Source organism: Microbulbifer sp. ABF4_107, from assembly GCF_056312215.1.
On record NZ_CM149983.1, the window covers coordinates 3,476,229 to 3,499,954 of the forward strand.

A 23,726-nucleotide genomic window follows, 5' to 3' on the forward strand; every position below is an offset into this window, starting at 1 on the left:
CGCCTCCGGAGGACCTTTAAAGCCAAGCTACTGCAGGCCGGGACCACGGTGCTCAACCCGAAGGAATAGTCAATGTCTGCCCCACCCGAATCATGGAAGTCCGCATCCCATTGGCCTTTTTCAGGTCCGCAACAGAAATGTTGTAGCGAGCCGCAATGCCCGACAGGGTATCACCTCGGGAAATCGTATGCTTGCGGTCTATGCGGTCAGCATTGGCCGCAAGCCAGCTGCCCGCCGGAGGGCGGGAAGTAAAATGGGCGACGATGCCCTCGCTGAGCTTTTCCGCCATGCGCCGCTGGAACATCGGGTCGCGCAAACGGCGAGCCTCCTGAGGGTTGGTGATAAAACCGGTCTCCACCAGAATCGACGGCACATCCGGATTGCGCAGCACCGAGAAGTTCGCCTGCTCCACCTTCTTCTTGTGCAGATGGGTAAAACTGCCCAGGGAGCTCAACACACTGGTGCCGATATCCAGGCTCGCATTCATGGTCGCCGTCATCGCCAGATCCAGCAGCACCCCCGCCAGGGTATCGTCCTTATCACTCAGGCTCAGATCCCCCGCACCACCAATCAGATCCGACTCGTTCTCCCGCTGAGCGAGAAAACGTGCGGTTTCACTGGTGGCACCGCGGGAAGAAACCGCGTACACACCCGCACCGCGGGCATCTTTACGGGTGAAGGCATCCGCGTGAATCGAAACAAACAGGTCTGCTCGCAGTTGGCGGCCCTTCTTCACCCGTTCGCGCAGAGGAATGTAGTAGTCGCCGGTACGCACGAGCTTGGCAGAAAAGCCCGGCTTGCCGTCGATGGATTTCTGCAGGTATTTGGAGATTGCCAGTACCACGTCTTTTTCCCGCAGCCCACCTGGACCGAGGGCACCGGGGTCTTCGCCGCCGTGACCGGCATCGATAGCGATAACAATGTCTTTCTTGCCGCTGACCTGTACCTGCTCAATGGTTTTTTCTTCCACCTTGTCGCGGTCGTGCAGGTCGATTACCAGGCGGTCCGGCAGGGTCTCGTGGCGGCGCAGGGCAAAGCTGCGGGGATTGACCGGCTGTTTGAGATCCAGCACCACGCGCAGGTCGCGCTTGTTTTTGGTGGCGTGGCGCACGCCGGCAATGGGGGTATCCGCCAGAGGCAGGTTATCCACGGCGGCGGAGAGCTTGGCACCGCTCACGTCGATTACGACCCGATCCGGGTTCTGCAGGGTGAACAGCTTGTGTTCCGCCGGCCCATCCAGGTCAAACACCAGACGGGTGTGATCCGGAGCGCGCCACAGACGCACGCCTTCGACTTCCGCACTGGATACCGGCAGTGCGACCAGCATTGCCAACAACGAGAGGAAAAATAAATACGTTTTCTGTCCCACCGGCAACCCTGCTCCGATCATTATTATTGCCCTGAAAATCGTCTGCGCGCTTTCGGTTTTTCTTTATTACGGCTTTAAAGCTTTCAGCTCTCGGGAAAAGTGACCCCGGCCAGTAACGCAGCGCCAGCTTCGCTGACTGCTATCAATTTTAGCGCGCGGCCCGTGTCCTGCAGCTGAATTTCAATCTGCAGATCAGGCGCCGGCAATATACCCGCGCCCCGCTCCGACCACTCCACCAGGCTCAAGCTACCGGGGCCGAAGTAATCCCGCACCCCCATGTACTCCAGCTCTTCCGCATCGCCCAGGCGATACAGGTCAAAGTGGTAAACCCGCTCTGTGGAAAACTCGTAGGGCTCCACCAATGTGTAGGTCGGGCTCTTTACCGCACCGCGGTGGCCGAATGCGCGCAATACGCCGCGACTGAAGGTGGTTTTACCAGCGCCCAGCTGGCCACCAAGAAAAAACACCAGGCCATCGGCCATACCGGTATCCAGGCACGCCTGTCCCAGCGCCTCACCGGCGGCGACGGTAGCCGCCTCGCCGGCAAGGTACAGCATTTTCTCCACAGGCTGCTCGCTCACTGCTTCGACCTCTATCTACCCGACTTAATCCACAAGCCCACGAATATGTGGCAAAAGGTCTGTGGCCAGCAATCCGCGCTGGCCATCGGCGGCGGCGCGGTTGCCGGCTTCGCCGTGCAACCAGACACCCAGGCGCGCGGCTGCGGGCAGATCCATACCCTGACCAATCAAAGAGGCGATCACTCCGGTGAGCAGGTCTCCCATACCCCCGGACGCCATACCCGGGTTGCCGGTATTGATCACATCCACCCCATCGGCGTGGGCGATTACGGTGCCTGCGCCTTTTAATATCACCACACCGCTGAATTTCTCCTGAATATTGCGCGCGGCGGCTACCGGGTATGCGCGGACCTCGGCATTGGAAATACCCAACAAGCGCGCGGCCTCGCCGATATGCGGGGTCAGCACCCAGTCATCGCGTTTGATACCGGCGAGCACGCGGCCACCGGCAAGGATATTCAGCGCATCGGCATCCAGCACCAGTGCGGCTTTGGCGCGACCGGCGCGGGCCAACAGCTGTTCACTCCACGGAGACTGGCCGAGGCCCGGGCCCACGGCGATCACGTCCGGGGTTTCCAGCAGCGGCTCCAGCTCCTGGCCGGACACCACCGGGTGTGCCATCACTTCCGGGCGGCGGGTAAGCGATGCCATCACGTGCTCGGGACGCGTGGCCAAGGAAATCAGGCCGCTCCCGCAGCGGGCAGCAGCCTCCGCCGCCATCATCGCCGCGCCGCCAAAACCGTGGTCACCGCCGACGATCATCACATGGCCGAACTGGTTCTTGTAGCTGTCTAAAGCGCGAGCGGGCAGCCGCTCCAGGTTCTCGCCAGTGTGGCGGGTCAGCAGCGCCGGCACCTGTGGATAAATCTCCGCGGCCGCGCCCAGGTCTTCAAAAATCACCTCACCGGTGAGCGCCGGACCCCGCCCCAGGAACAGGCCGGCCTTGCGGCCGATAAAGGTGACGGTCGCGTCGGCGCGCACTGCGCTTCCACTCTCCTCGACAAAACCGCTGTCCGCGTTCAGTCCGGAGGGCAGATCCACGGCCAGCACCGGCGCACCGGAGCCGTTGATATGCGCAATCGCCGTGTCCATGGGCGCGCGCAAAGTACCGCTAAAGCCGGTTCCCAGCAGGGCATCCACTAGCACGGTGTTCTTTTCCACCGCGGGCATTTCGCTGAGACTCGTCACCAGCTTTGCGCCTTCGCGCTCGGCAAATCCGTAGGCTTCCAGGGCCTCATCCTTGAGCTTGTCCGCGGGCACACCCACAAACACCGTCACCGGGATCTGGCGCTGGGCGGCGAGCCCGGCGATCACATAACCGTCGCCGCCATTGTTGCCACCACCACAGAACACCTGAATCGCGCTCACCTCCGGCCAGCGGCTGCGCAGGCAATCGAAGGCCGCGCGACCGGCGCGTTTCATCAGCGCGATCCCAGGGATCTGCTGCTGGCTGATCACCAACTGATCCAGCTGGCGCACGGCCTCGGCGCTGTAGAGTTTCTGCGCTAACTTCTGCGAGGGTTTCTGCGCGCAAGCACCTTCCGCGGTCATTGGGTTTTGGCTATCCATAAAATCCGTACTGCTTCCGACTGTGGTCAATTTTTAAACTGTGGCAAAATACCGGCAATTATACCGCCTCAACCCCGGAACCGCCGCACGCGGCCAGCGTCAATTTCACCATCACCCCGGCACAAGCGTTACTGAATGACCAATTCCGCCAGCCCCTTCACCCCACAGCCTTCCACGGAAGCCATGGCCGATCTCGCTGCGCAGATCCGCCAGTGGGGGCGGGAGCTGGGTTTTCAGCAGGTTGGCATCACCGACTGTGAATTGACCCGACACGGCGAGCGCCTGCAGGCATGGCTGGATGCTGGCTATCAGGGCGATATGGAGTGGATGGGCGCCCACGGGGAAAAGCGCTGGCGGCCGGAGTTGCTGGAAGAAGGCACCATCCGGGTGATCAGTGTACGCCTGGACTACCTGCCACCGGATACCCAACCGGTGCAGGTCCTGAAAGACGCCAACAAGGCGTACGTCTCCCGCTACGCCAACGGCCGCGATTACCACAAACTGATCCGCAAGCGGCTCGCACAACTGGCGCAGCAGATTGACCGCTACTGCGAGGAGCGCGGCATAGCCTCTAAGGGCCGCGCCTTTACCGACAGTGCGCCGGTGATGGAGCGCGCACTGGCTGAAAAGGCGGGACTCGGCTGGATTGGCAAGAACTGCATGGTGATCAACAGCCAGGCGGGCAGCTGGTTTTTCCTCGGCGAAATCTATACCAACCTGCCGCTACCGGTGGATGTAAGCGAGGAGCCCAACCAGTGCGGCGAATGTACCGCCTGTCTGAAGGTTTGCCCCACCGATGCCTTTGTCGATGCCTACACCCTGGATGCGCGCCGCTGTATTTCCTACCTGACCATCGAGAACAAGGGCGCGATCCCGGAAGAATTCCGCGAAGCCATGGGCAACCGGGTATTCGGCTGCGACGACTGCCAGATCATCTGCCCCTGGAACAAATTCGCCACCCCCACCAGCGAAAAAGATTTCCACCCCCGCCATGGGTTGGACAGTGGTGCTTTGGCGGATCTGTTTCGTTGGTCTGAGGAAGAATTTCTGAAGAAAACCGAGGGCTCGGCGATTCGACGGATTGGGTTTGAGCGCTGGCAGCGGAATTTGGCCGTTGCTTTGGGCAATGCCGACCCGGCGCCGAAAATTTTCGAGGTTTTAGAAAGCGCTTTGGATTCTGCAACGCCGCTGGTTGCAGAGCATATTGAATGGGCTTTGGAGCGTCTGCGTAGTGGGCGGCGGCGGAAACGGAAGATTAAACGGGCTTCTTAGTATCTTCCTGGCTCGGTGGCTCAGGGTGCTCTGTTGCCAGTTTTGTAGCGCTGAAGCGCCGGGGTTCTGTTTCCAAAACCGCTGCAAGTACATCCATGTAAGCTGCGTCGGCGACGTCCCTGTCGCCGACGCTTTTGGAAACAGATCCCCGTCACTCCATCTTCAATTTTAAGTGTGGTACTTCGTTAGCAACCGGCCACCTGCCGCTTACGAAGTAAAAAATTTCAATGCGAAGGACGGGTGGCGGGGGCGGGTTTTCGGGAGCGTCGCAAACAGGATGTTTGCGCCGCAGCGCCCAGGGATGGGTTCACAGCGGTCCCGAAAACCCGCACCCGGTGCCCGGCCGCCACCCAAGTAAAAACAGAGCTCCAAGAAACCACCAAACCTCAACTCATACGAAAAAAGTGCTCACGATAGTGCTTCAACTCATTAATCGAATCGTGAATATCATCCAACGCCAGATGTGATGAAGTCTTCTTCACCCCATCCAAGACATCGGGCCGCCAGCGACGAGCCAGCTCTTTGACCGAGCTGACATCCAGATTGCGGTAGTGAAAATAGCGCTCCAACAGCGGCATGTATTTCACCAGGAAACGACGATCCTGACCGATCGAGTTGCCGCACATGGGCGAGGCACCCTCAGGCACCCACTGGCCGAGAAACTCGATCGTCTCCCGCTCCGCCTCATGTTCACTGATCTGAGACTCCTTCACCCGGGCCACCAGACCAGAACCACCGTGCTGCTCAGTGTTCCAGTCGTCCATCGCATTCAGCAACGCATCGCTCTGGTGGATCGCCATCATCGGCCCCTCCGCCAGCACATTCAGGCGCGAATCCGTCACCACCGTCGCAATCTCAATGATGCGCTCCTTCTCGGGATCGAGGCCGGTCATTTCCAGATCGATCCAGATCAGATTATTCTGATCCACAATAGTCTCCTTAACAGCCGCAGACGGCAGTGACCCACTGGTTAACATGAGGATAGCGGGCAAGTTACCGCAACCATCCACCGATGCAAGTTATAATCCGCCGCTTTCCACAACCCGAATCCTCATGAGCAAGCGCAAACTCAACCGCCGCCAGCAGTGGCGTATCGCCAAAATCCAGCAGGAGCGGGAAGCCCGCGCGCGCAAGCGGGAGGAAAATCTCGACCAGGCCGCGGAAGAGGGCGACCTGGGGCCGGAGCAGACCGGGCTGGTCATTGCCAACTACGGCAGCCAGGTGCTGGTAGAGAGCGATGCCGACAGTACACTGCGACAGCGCTGCCATATACGCGCCAATATCGAAACCCTGGTCACCGGTGACAAGGTCGCGTGGAACCCCGCCACCGGCGAATCCACCGGTGGCCTCGGTGTTGTCGGCGCGCGCCTGCCGCGCCATTCCGAGCTGCAGCGCCCGGACCGCTATGGCGACATGAAAACCGTCGCCGCCAATATCGACCGCATCCTGATCGTCATCGCTCCCTATCCCGAACCCTTCGCCAACGCCATCGACCGCTATCTGGTGGCCGCAGAAACCACCGGTATCCAGCCGCTGCTGCTGCTAAACAAGATCGACCTGATCGACGACAGCAACCGCGCAGCGCTCGAAGAGCTGCTCGCACCCTACCCCGATCTAGGCTACCCAGTACTCAAGTTATCCACAAAGACCGGTGAAGGCCTCGATGGATTACTGGAAACCCTCGCCCAGGGCACCAGCGTCTTTGTCGGCCAGTCGGGCGTCGGCAAGTCGTCCCTGATCAACGGCCTGTTACCGGGCACCGACGCCCGCACCGGCGCGCTGTCGGAAGCCACCGGCAAAGGGACCCACACCACCACCGCCGCGGAACTGTTTCATCTGCCCAGTGGCGGTGATCTGATAGACTCCCCCGGCATCCGCGAGTTCGGCATCTGGCACATGAGCGAACAGGAATTGCTGGAAGGCTACGTGGAATTCCGCCCGTTTATCGGCCATTGCCGCTTCCGCGACTGCAACCACCAAGGCGAACCCGGCTGCGCCATTCAGGAAGCATTGGAACGCGGCGACATCAGCCAGCGCCGTATGGACAGCTACCTGCACCTGCGCAACAGCCTGGAAAACGACTGAGCCAACACAATTAAGCCCAAACGACAGGCCGAACAAAGAAGCTACATTAACAAGGAATCTTCCGTGAGCGATGTACCCCTGATCCTCGAACCGGAACAACTGGCACCCCTGCTGGAACACGAAGAAATCCGTGTCATTGATCTAAGCGCGCCCGCCAACTATCTCAACGGCCACATCCCCGGCGCCATCGGCCTCCCCTTCCAGGCCCTCATGGCCGGCACCCCACCCGCGCCGGGCAAACTGCCCTCGGTAGAGCGCCTCACCGAAGTCATGCGCGCCATCGGCCTCACTCCTGAAACCCATGTGGTCGCCTGCGACGACGAAGGCGGCGGCTGGGCCGGGCGATTGCTGTGGACCCTGGAAGTGATTGGCCACAAGAAATACAGCTACCTCAACGGCGGCATGATTGCCTGGAAAAATGCGGGCCTGCCGCTTACCAATGAAGACGTATCTGTTACCCCCAGCAGCATCGATGTTCAAATAGCCAGCGATGCCCCAATGATCGACGCGGAACAGATCCAGCAACGTCTGGTTCAGAATGACCTGCAGATCTGGGACGCCCGCTCGCCCGCGGAATATACCGGTGAGCGCGTTGTCGCCATGCGCGCGGGGCATATCCCCGGCGCGATCAATTGCGAATGGACCCAGTTGATGGATCCGCAGCGGGACTTGCGTATTCGCACCGATGCGAAAGAATTTCTCGCGGCGCTCGGTATTGATGGCGAAAAAGAAATTGCCACTCACTGCCAGAGCCACCACCGCTCGGCGTTTACCTGGTTGGTGGGGAAATCGCTTGGTTTTCCGATCATGGCCTACCCCGGGTCCTGGAGTGAGTGGGGTAACTTGCCGGATACGCCGATTGAGAATTGAGCCGGTGCCACTGCTCACTGGATTCCCGCATTCGCGGGAATGACGGATTCATACCTTCTAACGAAGTAATAACGTCCGAATCGAAGGCCAGATGCCGGGGATTCGTTTTCGAAAGCGTCGGCGACAGGGACGTCGCCGACGCAGCTTACATGGAAGTACTTGCAGCGGTTTCGAAAACGAATACCCGGTGTCTGGCCGCCACAAAACTTATATAAACGGGACCCCTGATCTACATGCACCCGAAACTGTTTATCTTCCTGCAATACATCATTCCCCAGCACCTGCTCTCGCGCGCCGCTGGATGGCTTGCGGAAACCCGCATTGGCGGCATCAAGAATCCATTCACCAAATGGTTCGTGGAAAAATACAAAGTCGACATGAGTGAAGCACTCGAAGAGGACTACACCGCCTACACCTGCTTCAACGACTTCTTCACCCGCGCCCTAAAAGAAGGCGCCCGCCCCATCGTCGAAGGTGAAAGCACCATTGCCGGCTGCGCCGATGGCGCCATTAGCCAGCTTGGCGAAATCCACAACGGCAGAATTTTCCAGGCCAAAGGCCAGGATTACAGCCTGCTCGAACTGGTCGGTGGCGACCCCGAAGTAGCCGCACAATTTACCGGCGGTAAATTCGCAACCGTTTATCTGTCACCAAAAGACTACCACCGCGTGCACATGCCGTTAGACGGCGTTCTTCAGCGCATGATCTACGTCCCCGGCGAACTCTTCTCGGTAAACACCACCACTGCAGAAAATGTCCCGCGCCTGTTCGCCCGCAACGAACGCCTCGTGTGCATCTTCGACACCGCGGCTGGCCCCATGGCGATGATTCTTGTGGGCGCCATGATTGTTGCCGCTATCGAAACCGTATGGGCCGGACAGGTTGCACCCATCAAGCGTCAGATTCGCACCACCCGCTACGACGAGCAAAAACCCATCGCGCTGAAAAAAGGCGAGGAAATGGGTCGCTTCAAGCTCGGCTCTACCGTGGTACTGCTGTTTGGTGCCGACAAGGTAAATTGGCTGGAAGAACTGGCTGCGGAAACACCGGTGAAAATGGGCGAACATTTTGGGGATCTGATTTAGATCCTTTTTTCGAATTTCTCGAAAGCCATTACGAAGCCCGTCATTTCGGGCGAAGGTGGCGATACCGGGTACTTGTTGGCGAGACCTTCCGCGAGAGGGACCTCGCGGAAGAGCCCCCAGGGATGGGTTCACGGCGTGTCTCGCCAACAAGTACCCGGTAGCGGCGCCGCCACCAAGTCCTGATCGAGCGACCCACTCAACCTGCCAAATAAACTATGCCCGCAGTACCAGCCTTCATTCGCACCAACCCAAAACTCGCCTTTTTCGCACTGCTTGCCGTCGCCGCTTCCGGCTTTGGCCAGACATTTTTCATCGCGATTTTCGGCGGTGCACTGCGGGAAGAATTTAATCTGAGCAACAGCTGGCACGGCGCAAGCTACAGCGGCGCCACTCTGTTATCTGCCTTCGTATTATTGGGAGCGGGCACACTGGTGGATCGCTGGCCCCTCAAGCGAGTGGCTGCGCTCGGTGTTTTACTATTGTGTGGAGGCTGCCTGGTACTAGCATTCGCGCAATCCGCATGGATGCTGCTACCGGGATTTTTCCTGCTGCGCTTCGCCGGCCAGGGCTTTATGACCCATATGGGAATGACAACCGCGGGACGCTACTTCACCGCCAATCGCGGCAAGGTGATTGCACTAGCCGCACTGGGGTTCCCCATCGCCGAGGCACTACTGCCCACCAGTGGCTCGCTGATTATCCAGCACAGTGGCTGGCGCAGTGTATGGCTGTTGTCTGCAGGACTGTTACTGCTCGCGATCCTGCCTTTGCTGCTCTGGCTTGCCGGCAATGCCGGAGAGGATAGCCCGCAATCATCCCAGGCAACTTCGGAAAATGAAGGCGACTACACCCGTGCGCAGGTACTTCGCGATCGCGGATTTTATTGCTTGCTTCCCGCCGCGCTGATGACGCCTTTTGTGGTGACCGCGGTGCTGTTTCACCAGGGTGCCATTGCCGATGAGCGGGGCTGGTCACTTTCGGTTTTGGCTGGCGCCTTTGGGGGCTATGCGGCTGGGCACCTACTTGCGCTGTTTTTCGCAGGCAGTCTGGTTGACCGCATTGGCGCACAGCGCAGCTTGCCCATTGCGCTGACACCAATGATTGCCGCGCTGGTGCTGCTCGCATTTAGTGACGCGCCGTGGGTGCCATATGTTTACCTGGCAATGATTGGTGTTGCCCAGGCGGGTACAGGTACCGCGGGCAGTGCACTGTGGCCGGAGCGCTATGGCAGCACGCATCTGGGGGCAATTCGATCGATTTCTCAGGCGAGCATGGTGTTTTCAACGGCAGCTTCGCCGCTGCTGATCGGAATGATGCTGGATCGGGGAGTAGATGTGATGGGTGTGGCGCTATCGCTTGCGCTTATCGTGCTGCTGGCAAGCCTGCTGACACTTGCCGCTGCGCCGACAGCAAAGCAACAAACAGATTAGCTGGCTCAGCTCGACAGGCGTGCCGGCAGGAAGCGGGCAACGAATGCCGGCAGGCGCTGTTCGTACAGATACTGGTCGCGCACCTTGGCCACATCAATTCCTGGGTAGCGGCACGGATCCATATCCTGGGTGATGGTGATGAGACCGACTTCGGCGAGTGACTTTTTGCCTTTCTTCACCAATGCCTGCTTGCGATCGTCATCCGCAGCCATATCGAACAGGCGAGGCTTGGCGAGCAATTTTTTTTGCGCGTCGGTGACCAGCATCACCTTGGGTTTCAGACGGCGCTGGTGGCTCTGCTCTACCACCACAGCGATTTCTCCCGTGGAAAGCTCGACCTGAGTGCCCGTCGGATACAGGCCAATAGACTGGATAAATTCCACCACCAGCTGCTCCTGGAACGCAGAATTGCGCAGGTCGTAGAGTTGCGCCACCGCCTTGGAGGGGGGCACGGGGAATTCGGCACCACGGGGATTGGTGGCCTCATCGTAAAAGGTCACGATTCCACACATGCGCGCCAGCACCGGAATCTGGCCACCGCGCAAGCCTTTGGGATAGCCGCTACCGTCATACTGCTCCTTGTGACACTGCACAATGGTCAGCACGTTACGATCGATATTCGGGTCAGCCGAGAGCAACTTTACGCTGTAATCGACAAATTTTCGGTATTCCAGCTCTGCACGCGGGTCGCGTTTTTCGGCTTTTAACACAGGATCGGACAGGTAAAGCTTGCCTACGTCTTTCAGCAACGTGGCAACACCCAATTGCACCAGCTCTTGCCGCCGCAAACCAATATGTCGGCCAAATACCACCGCCCATACACTGGCGCGAACCGAGTGGCTGTAGGTGTGCTCATCTTTTTCCCGCACCCGTGCCAGCCAGGAGAAAGCATCCGGGCTGCGCAGCACGCTATCGACCATCTGCGAAACGGTGTGATTGACCTGAGCGGTCGGTAGTGGCTGATTCGACTTCAGCTGCACCATTACCTGATGCATGCCCTGGATAATACGCGCGTGCAGCTGTCGTGCCTTTGGCGCCTCTTTGCGCACTGACTCCGGTGCAGCATAGCTGTTGTGCCGAACCTGCACTGGCTTGCAGTTGATGGCGACGGGAATGCGGCGCGGGGAACCCTTTGCGGGGGATTCTTTTGCCGTCGATTCAGCAGCGGCGCGGGTGATTTTGCGCAGTTTTACGCCAACATCACCCACGGTTTTGACCACATCCACATACACGTAGCGGCAGTACTTCTGCAGCTGTCGGATTTCTTCCAGGTCCCGAATATAGAAGCCTTGCAGGGCAAATGGAGTCCGCGTCCACGGGCGATCCAGGCGAGACACAAACATGCCTCGCTGCAGGTCTTCAACGAATACCTTCGCTTGTTGGATTGCCACTAGATGAGTGCCGAGTTAACCGTTTGAGTTTTGTTTTAAATATTCTTCACAGCCGGGCCTGTGCGTGCTGAATAGCGCGACAAATTAAATTTGTCTGACACAGACAGTACCCCGCCGTGGGAGAGCCAATGCGGAGTGAATTGTCACACAAGTCTACTTTCTAGTAGACACTTTAATTGTGATGAATATCACGGATTAGCACCCAAACACCAGCCCGCGGGGAACCTTTCGCCAGACAAGCTTCCAGATTGACGCGCAAATCAACACCCGGGATCCAGAAGCGGTCCGATTGCCCCTCCTAGCACCGTATTTATTCGCCGTGGTATTGCCCGGAGTACTCTACCACCGCATCAAACATGGCACCGGCATGGGCCGGGTCGACCTTAGGGGTAACGCCATGCCCAAGGTTGAAAATATGCCCGCTGCCTTTGCCATAAGCGGAAAGAATCGTCTTTACCTCTTCGCGAATCCGCTCAGGGCTCGCCAGCAGAATGGAAGGGTCCATATTGCCCTGCAGCGCAACCTTGTCACCCACCCGGGCGCGGGCCTTGTTGATGTCGGTGGTCCAGTCCAGCCCCAGTGCCGTCGCACCGGTATCCGCCATCGCCTCCAGCCACTGCCCTCCGCCTTTGGTAAACATAATCACCGGCACCTGACGGCCATCCTGCTCCTTGATCAGTCCCTGCACGATGCGGGCCATGTAATCCAGCGAGAATTCTTTGTAAGCACTATGGCTCAACGCCCCTCCCCAGGTATCGAAGATCTGCACCGCCTGAGCACCGGCACGGATCTGCGCGTTCAGGTAATCAATCACCGAGTCTGCCAGCACGGTGAGCAGCTGGTGCATATCCTGCGGGCGGTTGTAGAGCATCTCTTTGGCGCGGGCGAAATCCCGGCTGGAACCGCCTTCGATCATGTAGGTGGCCAGCGTCCAGGGGCTGCCGGAGAAGCCGATCAGCGGCACGCGGCCGTTCAGTTCACGGCGGATGGTGGTGACTGCGTCGGTAACGTAACTGAGGTCCTTGGCGGTGTTCACCACTTCCAGCGCGGCGATATCGGCACTGGTGCGCACGGGCTTCTTGAATTTGGGGCCTTCGCCCTCCTCAAAATACAGTCCGAGGCCCATGGCGTCGGGGATGGTGAGGATGTCGGAGAACAGGATCGCGGCATCCAGGGGATAGCGCTCCAGCGGCTGCAGGGTCACTTCACAGGCCAGTTCGGTGTTGCGGCACAGGTCCATAAAGGTGCCGGCCTTGGCACGGGTAGCGCGGTATTCGGGCAGGTAGCGGCCGGCCTGACGCATCATCCACATGGGTGTGCGGTCGACGGGCTGGCGCAGCAGGGCGCGGAGGAAACGGTCGTTTTGGAGGGGGGCGAACTGGGTATCAGACATGATCACAAGGGCTGGGTAAATGGCCGGCCATTGTACTCTTGAGGTCTCTTTTAGGACAGAGACTCGCCTGACTCCAGATTTATGTGGGTGATTGGGCTGCCCTATTAGAGCTTGGTGGTTCCTATTCGGGTGGCCCAGTGGCGGCTTTGCTACCGGGTGCACCTACGCGGGACACGCCGTAAACCCATCCCTGGGGGCTCGGCTGCGGCCGTCCTGGCCGCAGACGGTCCCGCGTAGGTGCACCCGGTATCAAAACCTTCGCATCAGACTATTGAGACGTTTGGAGCCACGGAGAAACCCGTCCGTGGCTCGGGTTAAACATTGCAGCCAGAATCGAAGGTGCTGATACCGAGAAAGGTTTGCCAGACCTTCCGCGAGAGGGACCTCGCGGAAGAGCCCCCATGGATGGGTTCACGGCGTGTCTGGCAAACCTTTCTCGGTAGCAGCACCGCCACAAAACCCAACTATCGGGACCACAAATCCAGTATTAAACCTCGAGGAAATCGAGGATTCCCTCGGCAGCCTGACGCCCTTCCCAGATAGCAGTAACAACGAGGTCAGAACCGCGAACCATATCGCCACCGGCAAAGACTTTTTCGTTGGAAGTCTGGAATTTGTATTCCTGCTTCTCAGGCGCAACAACGCCACCCCAGTCGGCCACTTCGATATTGTGGTCACCGAACCACTCAGCAGGGCTCGGGCGGAAGCCGAAGGCTACCAGTACGATATCTGCCGGGATGATCTCTTCGGAACCGGGCACCACTTCCGGGCGGCGACGGCCGTTTTCATCGGGCTCGCCGAGCTTGGTGGTTACCACCTTAACGCCTTCCACCTTACCGTCACCGACAATTTCTACCGGTTGGCGGTTGAACAGGAAGCGAACGCCCTCTTCCTTCGCATTCGCCACCTCGCGGCGGGAACCTGGCATGTTCTCCTCGTCACGACGGTAAGCACAGGTCACGCGCTTGGCCCCCTGACGAATGGAAGTACGGTTACAGTCCATCGCAGTGTCACCACCACCCAGAACCACAACGCGCTTGTCTTCCACCGAAATGAAATCTTCCGGCTTCTTCTCAAAGCCCAGATTGCGATTCACATTGGCCACCAGGAACGGCAGCGCATCGTAAACGCCCGGTAGATCCTCACCGGGGAAACCGCCCTTCATGTAGTTGTAGGTGCCCATCGCCAGGAACACCGCATCGTAATCGGCCATCAGCTGATCGAAGGTGATGTCCTTGCCGATCTCGGTTTCCAGACAGAACTCCACGCCCATCTCGGTAAAGATCGCGCGACGCTGCTGCATCACGGATTTTTCCAGTTTGAACTCCGGGATACCGAAGGTCAGCAGGCCGCCGATTTCCGGGTACTTGTCGAATACCACAGGCTGTACGCCATTGCGCACCAGCACGTCCGCACAGGCGAGGCCCGCGGGGCCGGCACCGACCACGGCGACGCGCTTGTCGGTCTTCTTCACCGCGCTCAGATCCGGACGCCAGCCCAGGGCGAAGGCGGTATCGGTGATGTACTTCTCGGCGTTGCCGATGGTCACCGCACCAAAGCCGTCGTTCAGGGTACAGGCCCCTTCACACAGGCGATCCTGCGGGCACACGCGACCACACACTTCCGGCAGGGAGTTGGTCTGGTGACTCAACTCCGCCGCTTCCATGATGTTGCCCTCGCTGATCAGGCGTAGCCAGTTCGGGATGTAGTTGTGTACCGGGCACTTCCATTCGCAGTAAGGGTTACCGCAATCCAGGCAGCGGTGGGCCTGGCTGGCCACCTGCTTCTCGGTGTACGGCTGGTAGATCTCCACAAACTGGTTGGTGCGCGTGATGATGTCTTTCTTGGCGGGGTCCACTCGGCCCACGTCGATAAACTGAAAATCGTTGTTCAGACGCTGTGACATAAGTAAATATCCCCCTTATTCGCCGCGCTTGCGTACATCGGACAGCAGTCCGGCGAGGCTGGCAGCCTTCGGCTTCACCAACCAGAATTTGTTGAGGTAGTCGTCGAAGTTGTCCAGCAACTCCGCACCCCAGGCGCTGCCGGTCTCGGCAACGAACTCTTCGATCACTTCGCGCAGGTGACTCTGGTATTCCTCCAGGGCCTCGCTGCTGATGCGACGCAGCTCGATCAGCTCGTGGTTGCACTTGTCGAAGAAGTCGCGATCCATATCCAGCACATAGGCAAAGCCACCGGTCATGCCGGCACCGAAGTTGACCCCGGTCTTACCCAGCACCGCGACCATACCGCCGGTCATGTACTCACAGCAGTGATCACCCGCGCCTTCCACGACTGCAAAGGCACCGGAGTTGCGCACACCGAAACGCTCACCGGCACAGCCGGAAGCGAACAGCTTGCCGCCGGTGGCGCCGTACAGACAGGTGTTACCGACAATGCTGGTTTCCTGGGAGGCGAACTCGCTGCCCTTGGGTGGGCGGATCACCAGCTTGCCGCCGGCCATGCCCTTGCCCACGTAATCGTTGGCGTCGCCTTCCAGGTACATCTCCAGACCACCGGCGTTCCACACGCCGAAGGACTGACCGGCAACACCGGAAAGACGCAGTTTGATCGGCGCGTCCACCATGCCCTGATTGCCGTGGCGCTTGGCGATCTCGCCGGACAGGCGCGCCCCGATGGAGCGGTCGCAGTTGGTCAGCTTGAAGCTGAACTCGCCACCGGCCAGGTTTTCGATCGCGGGCAGGGTTTCTTTCACCATGCGCTCCGCAAGCAGACCCTTGTCCCAGGGCTCGTTCTTGGCCAGCTGACAGGTTTGCGGCTTGCTGTCGAGCAGCGGATCTGAGTGCAGCAGCGGTGACAGATCCAGCGTCTTCTGCTTGGCGGTGCGGCCTTCGAGCGTCTCCAGCAGATCCACGCGGCCCACCAGCTCGTCCATGGTGCGCACACCCAGGCTCGCCATCCACTCGCGGGTTTCTTCGGCTACAAACCTGAAGAAGTTCATCGCCATTTCCACGGTGCCGATGTAGTGCTCGTCGCGCAGATCCTTGTTCTGGGTGGCAACACCGGTGGCGCAGTTGTTCAGGTGACAGATACGCAGGTATTTACAGCCCAGCGCCACCATGGGCGCGGTGCCGAAGCCGAAACTCTCGGCACCCAGCATGGCCGCCTTGACCACATCCAGACCAGACTTCAGACCGCCGTCGGTCTGTACCCGCACATTGCCGCGCAGATCGTTGGCGCGCAGGGTCTGATGGGTTTCCGCCAGGCCCAGCTCCCAGGGGGAACCGGCGTAGCGAATGGAAGTGATCGGGCTCGCCGCGGTACCGCCGTCGTAACCGGAAATGGTGATCAGGTCCGCGTAGGCCTTGGCCACACCGGCAGCGATAGTGCCAACACCGGGACGGGAAACCAGCTTCACGGAAACCAGCGCATCCGGGTTGACCTGTTTCAGGTCGTAGATCAGCTGTGCCAGATCCTCGATGGAATAGATATCGTGGTGCGGCGGCGGCGAGATCAGGGTCACACCGGGCACGGAGTAGCGCAGGCGCGCGATCAGTTCGTTGACCTTGCCGCCGGGCAGCTGGCCGCCTTCACCGGGCTTAGCGCCCTGGGCGACCTTGATCTGCAGCACTTCGGCGTTTACCAGATAGTGCGGGGTCACCCCGAAACGGCCGGAGGCGATCTGCTTGATTTTGGAGACCTTGTCGGTGCCAAAACGCACCGGATCCTCACCACCTTCACCACTGTTGGAGCGACCACCGAGGCGGTTCATGGCCTGAGCCAGGGCCTCGTGGGCTTCCGGCGACAGGGCGCCTAGGGACATGGCAGCGGAATCGAAGCGGCGCAGGATATTTTCCGCGGGCTCCACTTCTTCCAGCGGCACCGGCTGCACGTCTTTTTTTAGCCCCAGCAGGTCGCGCAGGGTGGCCACCGGGCGCTGGTTGATCAGGGTGGCGTAGTCGCGCCAGGCACCGTAGTCGCCGGTGCGTACCGCTTCCTGCAGCGCCTTCACCACGTCCGGATTGAACGCGTGGTATTCCTCGCCGTAAACAAATTTGTGCAGGCCGCCGGGCGAGACTTTCTTGCGCGGTTTCCATGCCAGTTGCGCGCGCGCGCGCATATCGTCTTCCAGCTCTTTAAAGCCGGCACCCAGAACCCGGGCGGGCGCTTCCGGGAAACACAGGTCGATCACGTCCTGGGACAGACCCACCAGTTCGTACAGCAGTGCACCGCGGTAGGAAGCGATGGTGGAGATACCCATCTTCGACAGGATCTTCAGCAGGCCCTTGATGATGCCGTTGCGGTAATTTTTCTGCGCGGTGGCAGCGTCCAGCAGCAGCTCACCAGTTTCGATCAGGTGATTGATGATGCTGTAGGAGAAGTACGGGTGCACCGCGGTGGCGCCCACACCAATCAGACATGCCAGCTGGTGAGAGTCGCGCGCGGTGGCGGTATCCACCACGATATTGGAGTCACAGCGCAGACCGTTGTGCACCAGGTGGTGGTGCACCGCGCCGGTCGCCATCAGCGCATCGATGGGCAGCTTGCCCTCTTCGATTTCGCGATCCGACAGCACCACGATCACGGTACCGTCCTTGCGCACGGAATCTGCGACATCAGTGCACAGCTTTTCAATGGCGCTCTTCAGGTCCAGCTTCGCAGGGTCGTAATTCAGATCGAAAACTTTCGCGGTGAATTCCTCGCGGCCGAGATCCAGCAGCGCGGTGTACTTCATGTGCGAAAGCACCGGGGAAGACAGGATCACGCGGTCGGCGTGTTCGACGGTCTCCTCGAAAACGGATTTTTCACGGCCCAGGCAGGTTTCCAGGGACATGACGATGGTTTCCCGCAGCGGGTCGATGGGCGGGTTGGTCACCTGCGCAAACTGCTGGCGGAAATAGTCATACAGGCAGCGGTTGCCCTCGGACAGCACTGCCATCGGGGTGTCGTCCCCCATGGAACCCACGGCTTCCTGGCCGGCTTCCGCCAGCGGGCGGATCACCTGGTCGCGCTCTTCCAGGGAGGAGCTGAACAGCTTCTGGAAAACCTTGAACTGGTCCAGGGAGAAGTTGTTGTCCACCGGTGCAGTCACCAGGGTAGAGCGGATACGGCGGGCCTTTTCCTTCAGCCACTTTTTATAGGGCTGGGCTTTTTTCAGCTCGCCATCCACCTCGGCGGTGTGGCGCAGTTCGCCCTTGAGGGTATCCACAGACAGAATCTGACCCGGCCCCAGACGCCCCTTGGCAACCACGTCCGCCGGGTCGTACTGGTAAGTACCCACTTCGGACGCAACGGTGATGAAGTCGTCCTTGGTGATGACCCAGCGGGACGGACGCAGGCCGTTGCGGTCGAGGGTACACACGGCGTGGCGACCGTCGGTCAGTACCAGTCCGGCGGGACCGTCCCAGGGCTCCATATGCATGGAGTTGTATTCATAGAAGGCGCGCAGGTCCGAGTCCATGGTGTCCACGTTCTGCCACGCCGGCGGTACCAGCATGCGGATCGCGCGGTGCATGTCGATGCCGCCCACGGTGAGCAGCTCCAGCATATTGTCCAGGCTGGAGGAGTCAGAGCCCACACGGTTCACCAGCGGCTTCAGCTCGGACAGCTCCGGCACCAGCTCGGTGATGAACTTGTTGGTGCGCGCCACGGACCAGTTGCGGTTACCGGTAATGGTGTTGATCTCACCGTTGTGCGCGAGCATGCGGAACGGCTGTGCCAGCGGCCAACGCGGCATAGTGTTGGTGGAGAAGCGCTGGTGGAACACGCAGATGGCGGTTTCCAGGGACGGGTCTGCAAGATCCGGGAAGAAGGCCGGCAGGTCTGCCGGCATCATCAGGCCTTTATAGGACAGTACCGAGGTAGACAGGCTGCCAATATAGGTAGCATCGGTCAGCTGCTGCTCGGCCTTGCGGCGCGCAACAAACAGGCGCGCATTGAACTGCTGCTGCTCCAGCGCAGATTCCGCGTTGTTAATCAGCAGGTGCTCGAAGCGCGGCAGGGACTGCTTGGCAATTGGGCCAAGGCACTCTTCATTGGTGGGCACCACGCGCCAGCCGGCGACTTGCAGGCCCTGCTCCTGTACCGCAGATTCGAGAATGGCGCGCGCGCTGGCGGCTTCCACCTCGTCCAGCGGCAACATGATGGAGCCGACCGCGTACAGGTCCGTCAGGTCCTGGCCAAATTGCGCTTTGGCCACGGTGCGCAGGAAGCCGTCCGGCTTCTGCAGCAGCAGGCCACAGCCGTCACCGGTTTTGCCATCGGCGGCAATACCGCCGCGGTGAGTCATGCAGGTCAGCGACTCAATCGCTGTCTGCAGTAACTTGTGGCTGGTTTGCCCCTTCAGGTGGGCGATCAGTCCAAAGCCACAGTTATCTTTGAACTCATCCAATCGATACAGACCGCTACCCATAGAATTCCTCAAAGTGTTATCGCTCCCCCGTACGCCCTGACCGCCCGCTTGCGCGCATTGACAATCAGTTCACAGCCGGACGGCTATCCCAGGGGGTATATTTATCTACTCTCAAGCCAAAAGTGCCGCAGATGTCACTGAATTTTCTGTACCCCAATGACAAAAAAAGCCCGCGTGAGGGGCTTGGGGTTACTCGCTTTATGCGAGCCTGCGCTTGTTGTTATCGGCTCATATCCCCGGCTTTCACCGAGGGGGCGCGCAATATTACTCGTGCCCCCCTGCAATTGCAAGATTCGTCAGTTTTTTCCGCTGTTGGCGGCAGGTTTAACCGATTTATCTTCTTTTGACACCCACTGCCGTCAAAGAATCCTCACTTTGGTAGTAAAACTACAGAACTGTCACCGTGCGCCGCAGGCGCGCAAAGCCTCTATCAGCTGCTCTTTGGGCGTATCGTCGATTATTTGCGCGTCGCCCAGCCCATGCAGCAGCACAAGACGTAACTTGCCATCCTGCACCTTTTTATCCACAGACATTGCCGTCAGATAGTCGTCGACCGTCATATCCGCAGGGGATTGTTGCGGCAAATTCGCCTGACTTAGCAGGGCACGTAAACGCTGCACCTCGTCATCATCGATCCAGCCCCGCAGGCGCGACAGCTCCGCCGCCATCACCATACCGGCGGCAACCGCCTCGCCGTGCAACCACTTGCCGTAGCCCTGGACCGCTTCAATGGCGTGACCGAAGGTATGACCAAAATTGAGAATGGCACGACGGCCGGATTCGCGCTCATCTTCCGCAACCACTGCCGCCTTGTCCGCGCAGCTGCGTTCCACCGCGTAAGCGAGCGCTTCCGGATCCCGCGCCAATAGCTTGTGCATATTCTGTTCCAGCCACTGGAAAAATGGCTTGTCGCAGATCATGCCGTACTTGATAACCTCCGCGATACCCGCGGAAAGTTCGCGATCAGGGAGCGTATTCAGGGTATCGATATCGATCAGTACCAGCTGCGGCTGATAGAAAGCCCCGATCATATTTTTGCCGAGCGGGTGATTGACCCCGGTCTTTCCACCCACCGATGAATCCACCTGGGACAGCAAGGTGGTAGGCACTTGCACGAAATCCACACCGCGCTGGTAGCAGGCAGCCGCAAAACCGCTCATATCGCCAACGACACCGCCGCCGAGGGCAACAATGGTAGTGGAGCGATCGTGGCGCTTTTCCAGCAGGGAATCAAATACCCGGTTGAGCGTATCCAGGGTTTTGAACGCCTCACCATCCGGCAACTGGATGGAATCAACCTTGGTAAAACCTTTAAGCCCCTCGAGCACTTTTTCCAGATACAGCGGCGCGATGGTCTCGTTGGTGACGACGAGTACCTGCTTGCCGCGAATGGCCTGCTCAAAGTGGGATGGATTATTTAACAGCGAGGAGCCAATCAGGATCGGGTAGCTGCGCTCGCCCAGGTCGACGTTTAGACGGTGCATGGTTACTCCCTAACGTGCACGGAATAAAAGGAGGGATATTGAATTCGGGGTTTTTAGAGAAGCGTATTAACCGACAGCTTCGTCTTGCAAACGGTCTGTCACCAGTTGCGCTGCCTGCTTGGGGGTACAGTGGTCGGTATCGCACACCAGATCCGCCACTTCCGCATAAAACGCTTCGCGCTGCCGCAGAATCTCAGCGAGCTTGGCCCGCGGATCATCTACTTGTAGCAGTGGTCGGTTGCTGTTCTTTGAAGTGCGCTCTACGAGCTGATCCAAGCTCGCCCGCAGATAGACCACAAAGCCCTGCCCTTTAAGCAATGCGCGATTTTCAGGCATCAGCACAATGCCGCCGCCGGTAGCAACCACCTGTGCTTCGCCGTTACACAAATCCGCCAGCACCTCGCTCTCTCGTCGGCGAAAACCGGCCTCCCCCTCCACATCAAAAATCCAGGGAATATCGGCACCGGTGCGGTCTTCAAGTACTTTATCCGAATCGGCAAAAGGCAGCCCGAGTTGGGCTGCCAGCAATTTGCCGATAGTGGACTTGCCGGCCCCCATGGGGCCGACAAGAAAGATGGGCTGGGTAATCACTTGCTGAAGGAGAGGAACTCGTCCTGCATGATGCGGGGCGTAATAAAGATCAGCAGTTCGCGCTTGTCCTCTTCGCGACTGGTCCGCTTGAACAAGTGGCCGAGGAAGGGAATATCTCCCAAAAATGGCACCTTGCTTTCACCTTCAATAGTTTGCGCCTCGAAAATACCACCCAAGACAATAGTTTCCCCGTTGGCAACCAGAACCTTGGTCTGCAGTGAGTTCACATTGATTGCCGGTATTTGCGCACCGGTAATCACATTGGTGAACAATTCACCGACACTGTTCTGATCGATGTTCAGATTCATGATGATATTGTCATCCGGTGTAATCTGCGGGGTTACGTTGAGCAGCAATACAGCTTCTTTGAAGGTTACTGACGCCGCACCAGAAGAAGTCGCCTCCAGATATGGGATTTCCACACCAGAGCGGATGCTCGCCTCCTGCTTGTCCCCGGTAACCACCTTGGGCTGGGACACGATTTCCGCCTTGCCCACATCTTCCAGCGCAGAGAGCTCCAATCCAAGCAGAAAATCATCCTTCAGAATGGCGTAGGCCACACTGCCAACTGCATTGGTGACTCCAAGATCAACCAGCATAGGGTCATGCAACGTTGTTGGAGCAGACAAATCCGGGCCATTTCCATCGCCATCAGAGATTTGACCAAACTGGCTGCCAGATCCAATACCAATGGCATCGTCGCTGATATTGTGGTCTTCCATGTAGTTCCAGCGCACGCCCACATCACGCAGGAAGCCAGTATTTGCAGTCACCAGGCGAGCCTCGATCATGACCTGGCGAATAGGGATATCAATTGCATTAATCAGGTCGCGGAACTGAGCAATTTTTTCGTCCGTATCGGTGAGAATAATCGTATTGGTACGCTCATCCACGATGGCGCTCCCCCGCGGAGACAAAATACTGCGGCCTTCCTGATCATCGCGACCTCCGGCGAAGTTACCCTGGCCAAAGCCACCGCCAGCACCCTGCCCTTGACTCATGCGGTCGCCGACAAACAAGGTGAAGATTTCACGCGCGTCGGCATAGCGTATAGAAATATATTCGGTACGCAGGGGGGCAAGCTCTTCCAGCTGCTTGCGGGTTTCGAGCTCGCGTCGCTCTCGCTCGGCAATTTCAGCGGCCGGCGCCACCATGATTACATTCCCGTCCTGACGTTTGTCGAGCCCCTTCGCTTTTAGAATAAGCTCCAGCGCCTGATCCCAGGGCACACCGTCAAGACGCAGGGTAATGCGGCCCTGCACGGTATCACTGGCCACAAGATTCAGATCGGTAAAGTCTGCAATCAACTGCAGTACCGAGCGCACTTCAATATCCTGGAAGTTCAGCGACAGCTTTTCGCCGGTAAACGCAAATTCTTTCTGCTTCTCGCGCACCTGCGCCACAGTGAGAGGCTTAACGCTCAGGACATACTCTGTATCCGCCTGATAGGCCAGGTAGTCGTACTCCCCGTCATGTGGGTCCACGGTGATCACGGTGTTGCGGCCGTCGTAGTCGACACTGATCGCATTTACCGGCGTAGCGAAGTCAGTCACATCGAGACGCTGACGCAGAGAAGCGGGCAGCTCGGCACCAAGGAAGGTCAGCACGATCTTGCCGCGGGTGCGCTCAACATCGATATTTACCGCCGGATCACTAAGGCTAACGATGACCTTGCCTTCACCGCCTTCACCACGGCGGAAATCCACATTATTGATACCGACATTACCGGCAGGCTTAAACTGCGCATTGCCACCGATGTTTGTGCTGCTGTGCACCGGTGCCGTCGCAACCGCTGCGGTGGTTGCGGTGTCTGCCCCGACCTCCAGAACAACCTGATTACCGACACGCTCACTGGTGTACACCGGGAGCTCATCCAAATTTAAAATCAGGCGAGTGCGGTCTTCACCGGACACGATCACCGCGCTACGCGCGGCACCGATATCCATCGTGTACTTTTTCTGCGGTAATACACTTTCCACACCTGAAAAGTCCATCACAATACGTGCGGGCTGTTCAATGGTGTAGCCCGTGGGCTCCGGGGGCACATCACTGAAAGTGAGGCGCAACTGCAGGCGACTGCCCGGCAGTTCGGAGAACTGGATATCATTCAACTGGCTGGCCAGGGCCGGCGCCGCCAGGGGCAGAATCAGCAGGCCCAGCAGCAACGCTTTCGCGCGCGGCAGCCTATTGGCTCCCCATGCCAATACACTGGCGAGTTGCTTGGTGATCATTT

General features: G+C 59.0%; 16 protein-coding genes. 5 read left to right on the forward strand and 11 right to left on the reverse strand.

The genetic code is table 11. The annotated features are described in order from the left end of the window. Window positions 1-52: 52 nt before the first annotated feature. The 3 genes from ACYX4K_RS14150 to ACYX4K_RS14160 all read right to left on the reverse strand — a co-directional run bounded on the left by ACYX4K_RS14150 (window position 53) and on the right by ACYX4K_RS14160 (window position 3,519). Window positions 53-1,390 (reverse strand): N-acetylmuramoyl-L-alanine amidase, encoded by a 1,338-nt coding sequence (locus ACYX4K_RS14150; protein WP_475091489.1) that lies wholly within the window; start codon window positions 1,388-1,390, stop codon window positions 53-55. A 62-nt stretch (window positions 1,391-1,452) separates the two neighbouring features. Next, entirely contained in the window at window positions 1,453-1,926 is a 474-nt protein-coding gene (tsaE, locus tag ACYX4K_RS14155) for a tRNA (adenosine(37)-N6)-threonylcarbamoyltransferase complex ATPase subunit type 1 TsaE (protein WP_475093912.1), read from the reverse strand. Between the two features lie 48 nt (window positions 1,927-1,974). Then, entirely contained in the window at window positions 1,975-3,519 is a 1,545-nt protein-coding gene (locus tag ACYX4K_RS14160; protein ID WP_475091488.1) for an NAD(P)H-hydrate dehydratase, read from the reverse strand. Between the two features lie 135 nt (window positions 3,520-3,654). Here ACYX4K_RS14160 and queG point away from each other — a divergent pair, with 135 nt between their 5' ends. After that, window positions 3,655-4,791 (forward strand): tRNA epoxyqueuosine(34) reductase QueG, encoded by a 1,137-nt coding sequence (gene queG / locus ACYX4K_RS14165; protein WP_475091487.1) that lies wholly within the window; start codon window positions 3,655-3,657, stop codon window positions 4,789-4,791. A gap of 386 nt (window positions 4,792-5,177) precedes the next feature. On the opposite strand, the gene orn is transcribed toward queG, so the two are convergent. After that, complete coding sequence (gene orn, locus ACYX4K_RS14170) at window positions 5,178-5,720, reverse strand: oligoribonuclease (protein ID WP_475091486.1); 543 nt, start codon at window positions 5,718-5,720, stop codon at window positions 5,178-5,180. A 124-nt stretch (window positions 5,721-5,844) separates the two neighbouring features. Here orn and rsgA point away from each other — a divergent pair, with 124 nt between their 5' ends. From rsgA to ACYX4K_RS14190, 4 genes are all read left to right on the forward strand, one after another. After that, complete coding sequence (gene rsgA, locus ACYX4K_RS14175) at window positions 5,845-6,876, forward strand: small ribosomal subunit biogenesis GTPase RsgA (protein WP_475091485.1); 1,032 nt, start codon at window positions 5,845-5,847, stop codon at window positions 6,874-6,876. 63 nt (window positions 6,877-6,939) lie between these two features. Next, on the forward strand, window positions 6,940-7,746 hold the full coding sequence (locus ACYX4K_RS14180; protein ID WP_475091484.1) for a sulfurtransferase: 807 nt from the start codon (window positions 6,940-6,942) through the stop codon (window positions 7,744-7,746). A gap of 233 nt (window positions 7,747-7,979) precedes the next feature. Beyond that, complete coding sequence (asd, locus tag ACYX4K_RS14185) at window positions 7,980-8,831, forward strand: archaetidylserine decarboxylase (RefSeq protein ID WP_475091483.1); 852 nt, start codon at window positions 7,980-7,982, stop codon at window positions 8,829-8,831. A 215-nt stretch (window positions 8,832-9,046) separates the two neighbouring features. Then, complete coding sequence (locus tag ACYX4K_RS14190) at window positions 9,047-10,261, forward strand: MFS transporter (RefSeq protein WP_475091482.1); 1,215 nt, start codon at window positions 9,047-9,049, stop codon at window positions 10,259-10,261. Between the two features lie 5 nt (window positions 10,262-10,266). Here ACYX4K_RS14190 and ACYX4K_RS14195 read toward each other — a convergent pair whose 3' ends face one another. The 7 genes from ACYX4K_RS14195 to ACYX4K_RS14225 form a co-directional block, all read right to left on the reverse strand. Continuing rightward, on the reverse strand, window positions 10,267-11,652 hold the full coding sequence (locus tag ACYX4K_RS14195) for an HD-GYP domain-containing protein (protein ID WP_475091481.1): 1,386 nt from the start codon (window positions 11,650-11,652) through the stop codon (window positions 10,267-10,269). Window positions 11,653-11,962: 310 nt separating this feature from the next. Then, window positions 11,963-13,045 carry a uroporphyrinogen decarboxylase gene (gene hemE / locus ACYX4K_RS14200; RefSeq protein ID WP_475091480.1) on the reverse strand — a complete coding sequence of 361 codons (1,083 nt, stop codon included), beginning with the start codon at window positions 13,043-13,045 and terminating at the stop codon, window positions 11,963-11,965. Window positions 13,046-13,532: 487 nt separating this feature from the next. Then, window positions 13,533-14,951 (reverse strand): FAD-dependent oxidoreductase, encoded by a 1,419-nt coding sequence (locus ACYX4K_RS14205; protein WP_475091479.1) that lies wholly within the window; start codon window positions 14,949-14,951, stop codon window positions 13,533-13,535. 15 nt (window positions 14,952-14,966) lie between these two features. Continuing rightward, window positions 14,967-19,418 carry a glutamate synthase large subunit gene (gltB, locus tag ACYX4K_RS14210; RefSeq protein ID WP_475091478.1) on the reverse strand — a complete coding sequence of 1,484 codons (4,452 nt, stop codon included), beginning with the start codon at window positions 19,416-19,418 and terminating at the stop codon, window positions 14,967-14,969. A gap of 398 nt (window positions 19,419-19,816) precedes the next feature. Next, entirely contained in the window at window positions 19,817-20,902 is a 1,086-nt protein-coding gene (gene aroB, locus ACYX4K_RS14215) for a 3-dehydroquinate synthase (RefSeq protein WP_475091477.1), read from the reverse strand. Between the two features lie 66 nt (window positions 20,903-20,968). Then, complete coding sequence (gene aroK / locus ACYX4K_RS14220) at window positions 20,969-21,493, reverse strand: shikimate kinase AroK (RefSeq protein WP_475091476.1); 525 nt, start codon at window positions 21,491-21,493, stop codon at window positions 20,969-20,971. Continuing rightward, window positions 21,490-23,724: a type IV pilus secretin PilQ gene (locus tag ACYX4K_RS14225; RefSeq protein ID WP_475091475.1), complete on the reverse strand. Its 2,235-nt coding sequence runs from the start codon at window positions 23,722-23,724 to the stop codon at window positions 21,490-21,492. The genes aroK and ACYX4K_RS14225 overlap by 4 nt, the downstream gene beginning before the upstream one ends. Window positions 23,725-23,726: the final 2 nt, after the last annotated feature.

Excerpts from the sequence above, each read along its gene's own strand:
- ACYX4K_RS14150 (WP_475091489.1), bottom strand. The coding sequence starts at position 1,390 with ATGATCGGAGCAGGGTTGCCGGTGGGACAGAAAACGTATTTATTTTTC.
- tsaE (WP_475093912.1), bottom strand. The coding sequence starts at position 1,926 with ATGCTGTACCTTGCCGGCGAGGCGGCTACCGTCGCCGCCGGTGAGGCG.
- ACYX4K_RS14160 (WP_475091488.1), bottom strand. The coding sequence starts at position 3,519 with ATGGATAGCCAAAACCCAATGACCGCGGAAGGTGCTTGCGCGCAGAAA.
- queG (WP_475091487.1), top strand. The coding sequence starts at position 3,655 with ATGACCAATTCCGCCAGCCCCTTCACCCCACAGCCTTCCACGGAAGCC.
- rsgA (WP_475091485.1), top strand. The coding sequence starts at position 5,845 with ATGAGCAAGCGCAAACTCAACCGCCGCCAGCAGTGGCGTATCGCCAAA.
- asd (WP_475091483.1), top strand. The coding sequence starts at position 7,980 with ATGCACCCGAAACTGTTTATCTTCCTGCAATACATCATTCCCCAGCAC.
- ACYX4K_RS14190 (WP_475091482.1), top strand. The coding sequence starts at position 9,047 with ATGCCCGCAGTACCAGCCTTCATTCGCACCAACCCAAAACTCGCCTTT.
- hemE (WP_475091480.1), bottom strand. The coding sequence starts at position 13,045 with ATGTCTGATACCCAGTTCGCCCCCCTCCAAAACGACCGTTTCCTCCGC.
- ACYX4K_RS14205 (WP_475091479.1), bottom strand. The coding sequence starts at position 14,951 with ATGTCACAGCGTCTGAACAACGATTTTCAGTTTATCGACGTGGGCCGA.
- gltB (WP_475091478.1), bottom strand. The coding sequence starts at position 19,418 with ATGGGTAGCGGTCTGTATCGATTGGATGAGTTCAAAGATAACTGTGGC.
- aroB (WP_475091477.1), bottom strand. The coding sequence starts at position 20,902 with ATGCACCGTCTAAACGTCGACCTGGGCGAGCGCAGCTACCCGATCCTG.
- ACYX4K_RS14225 (WP_475091475.1), bottom strand. The coding sequence starts at position 23,724 with ATGATCACCAAGCAACTCGCCAGTGTATTGGCATGGGGAGCCAATAGG.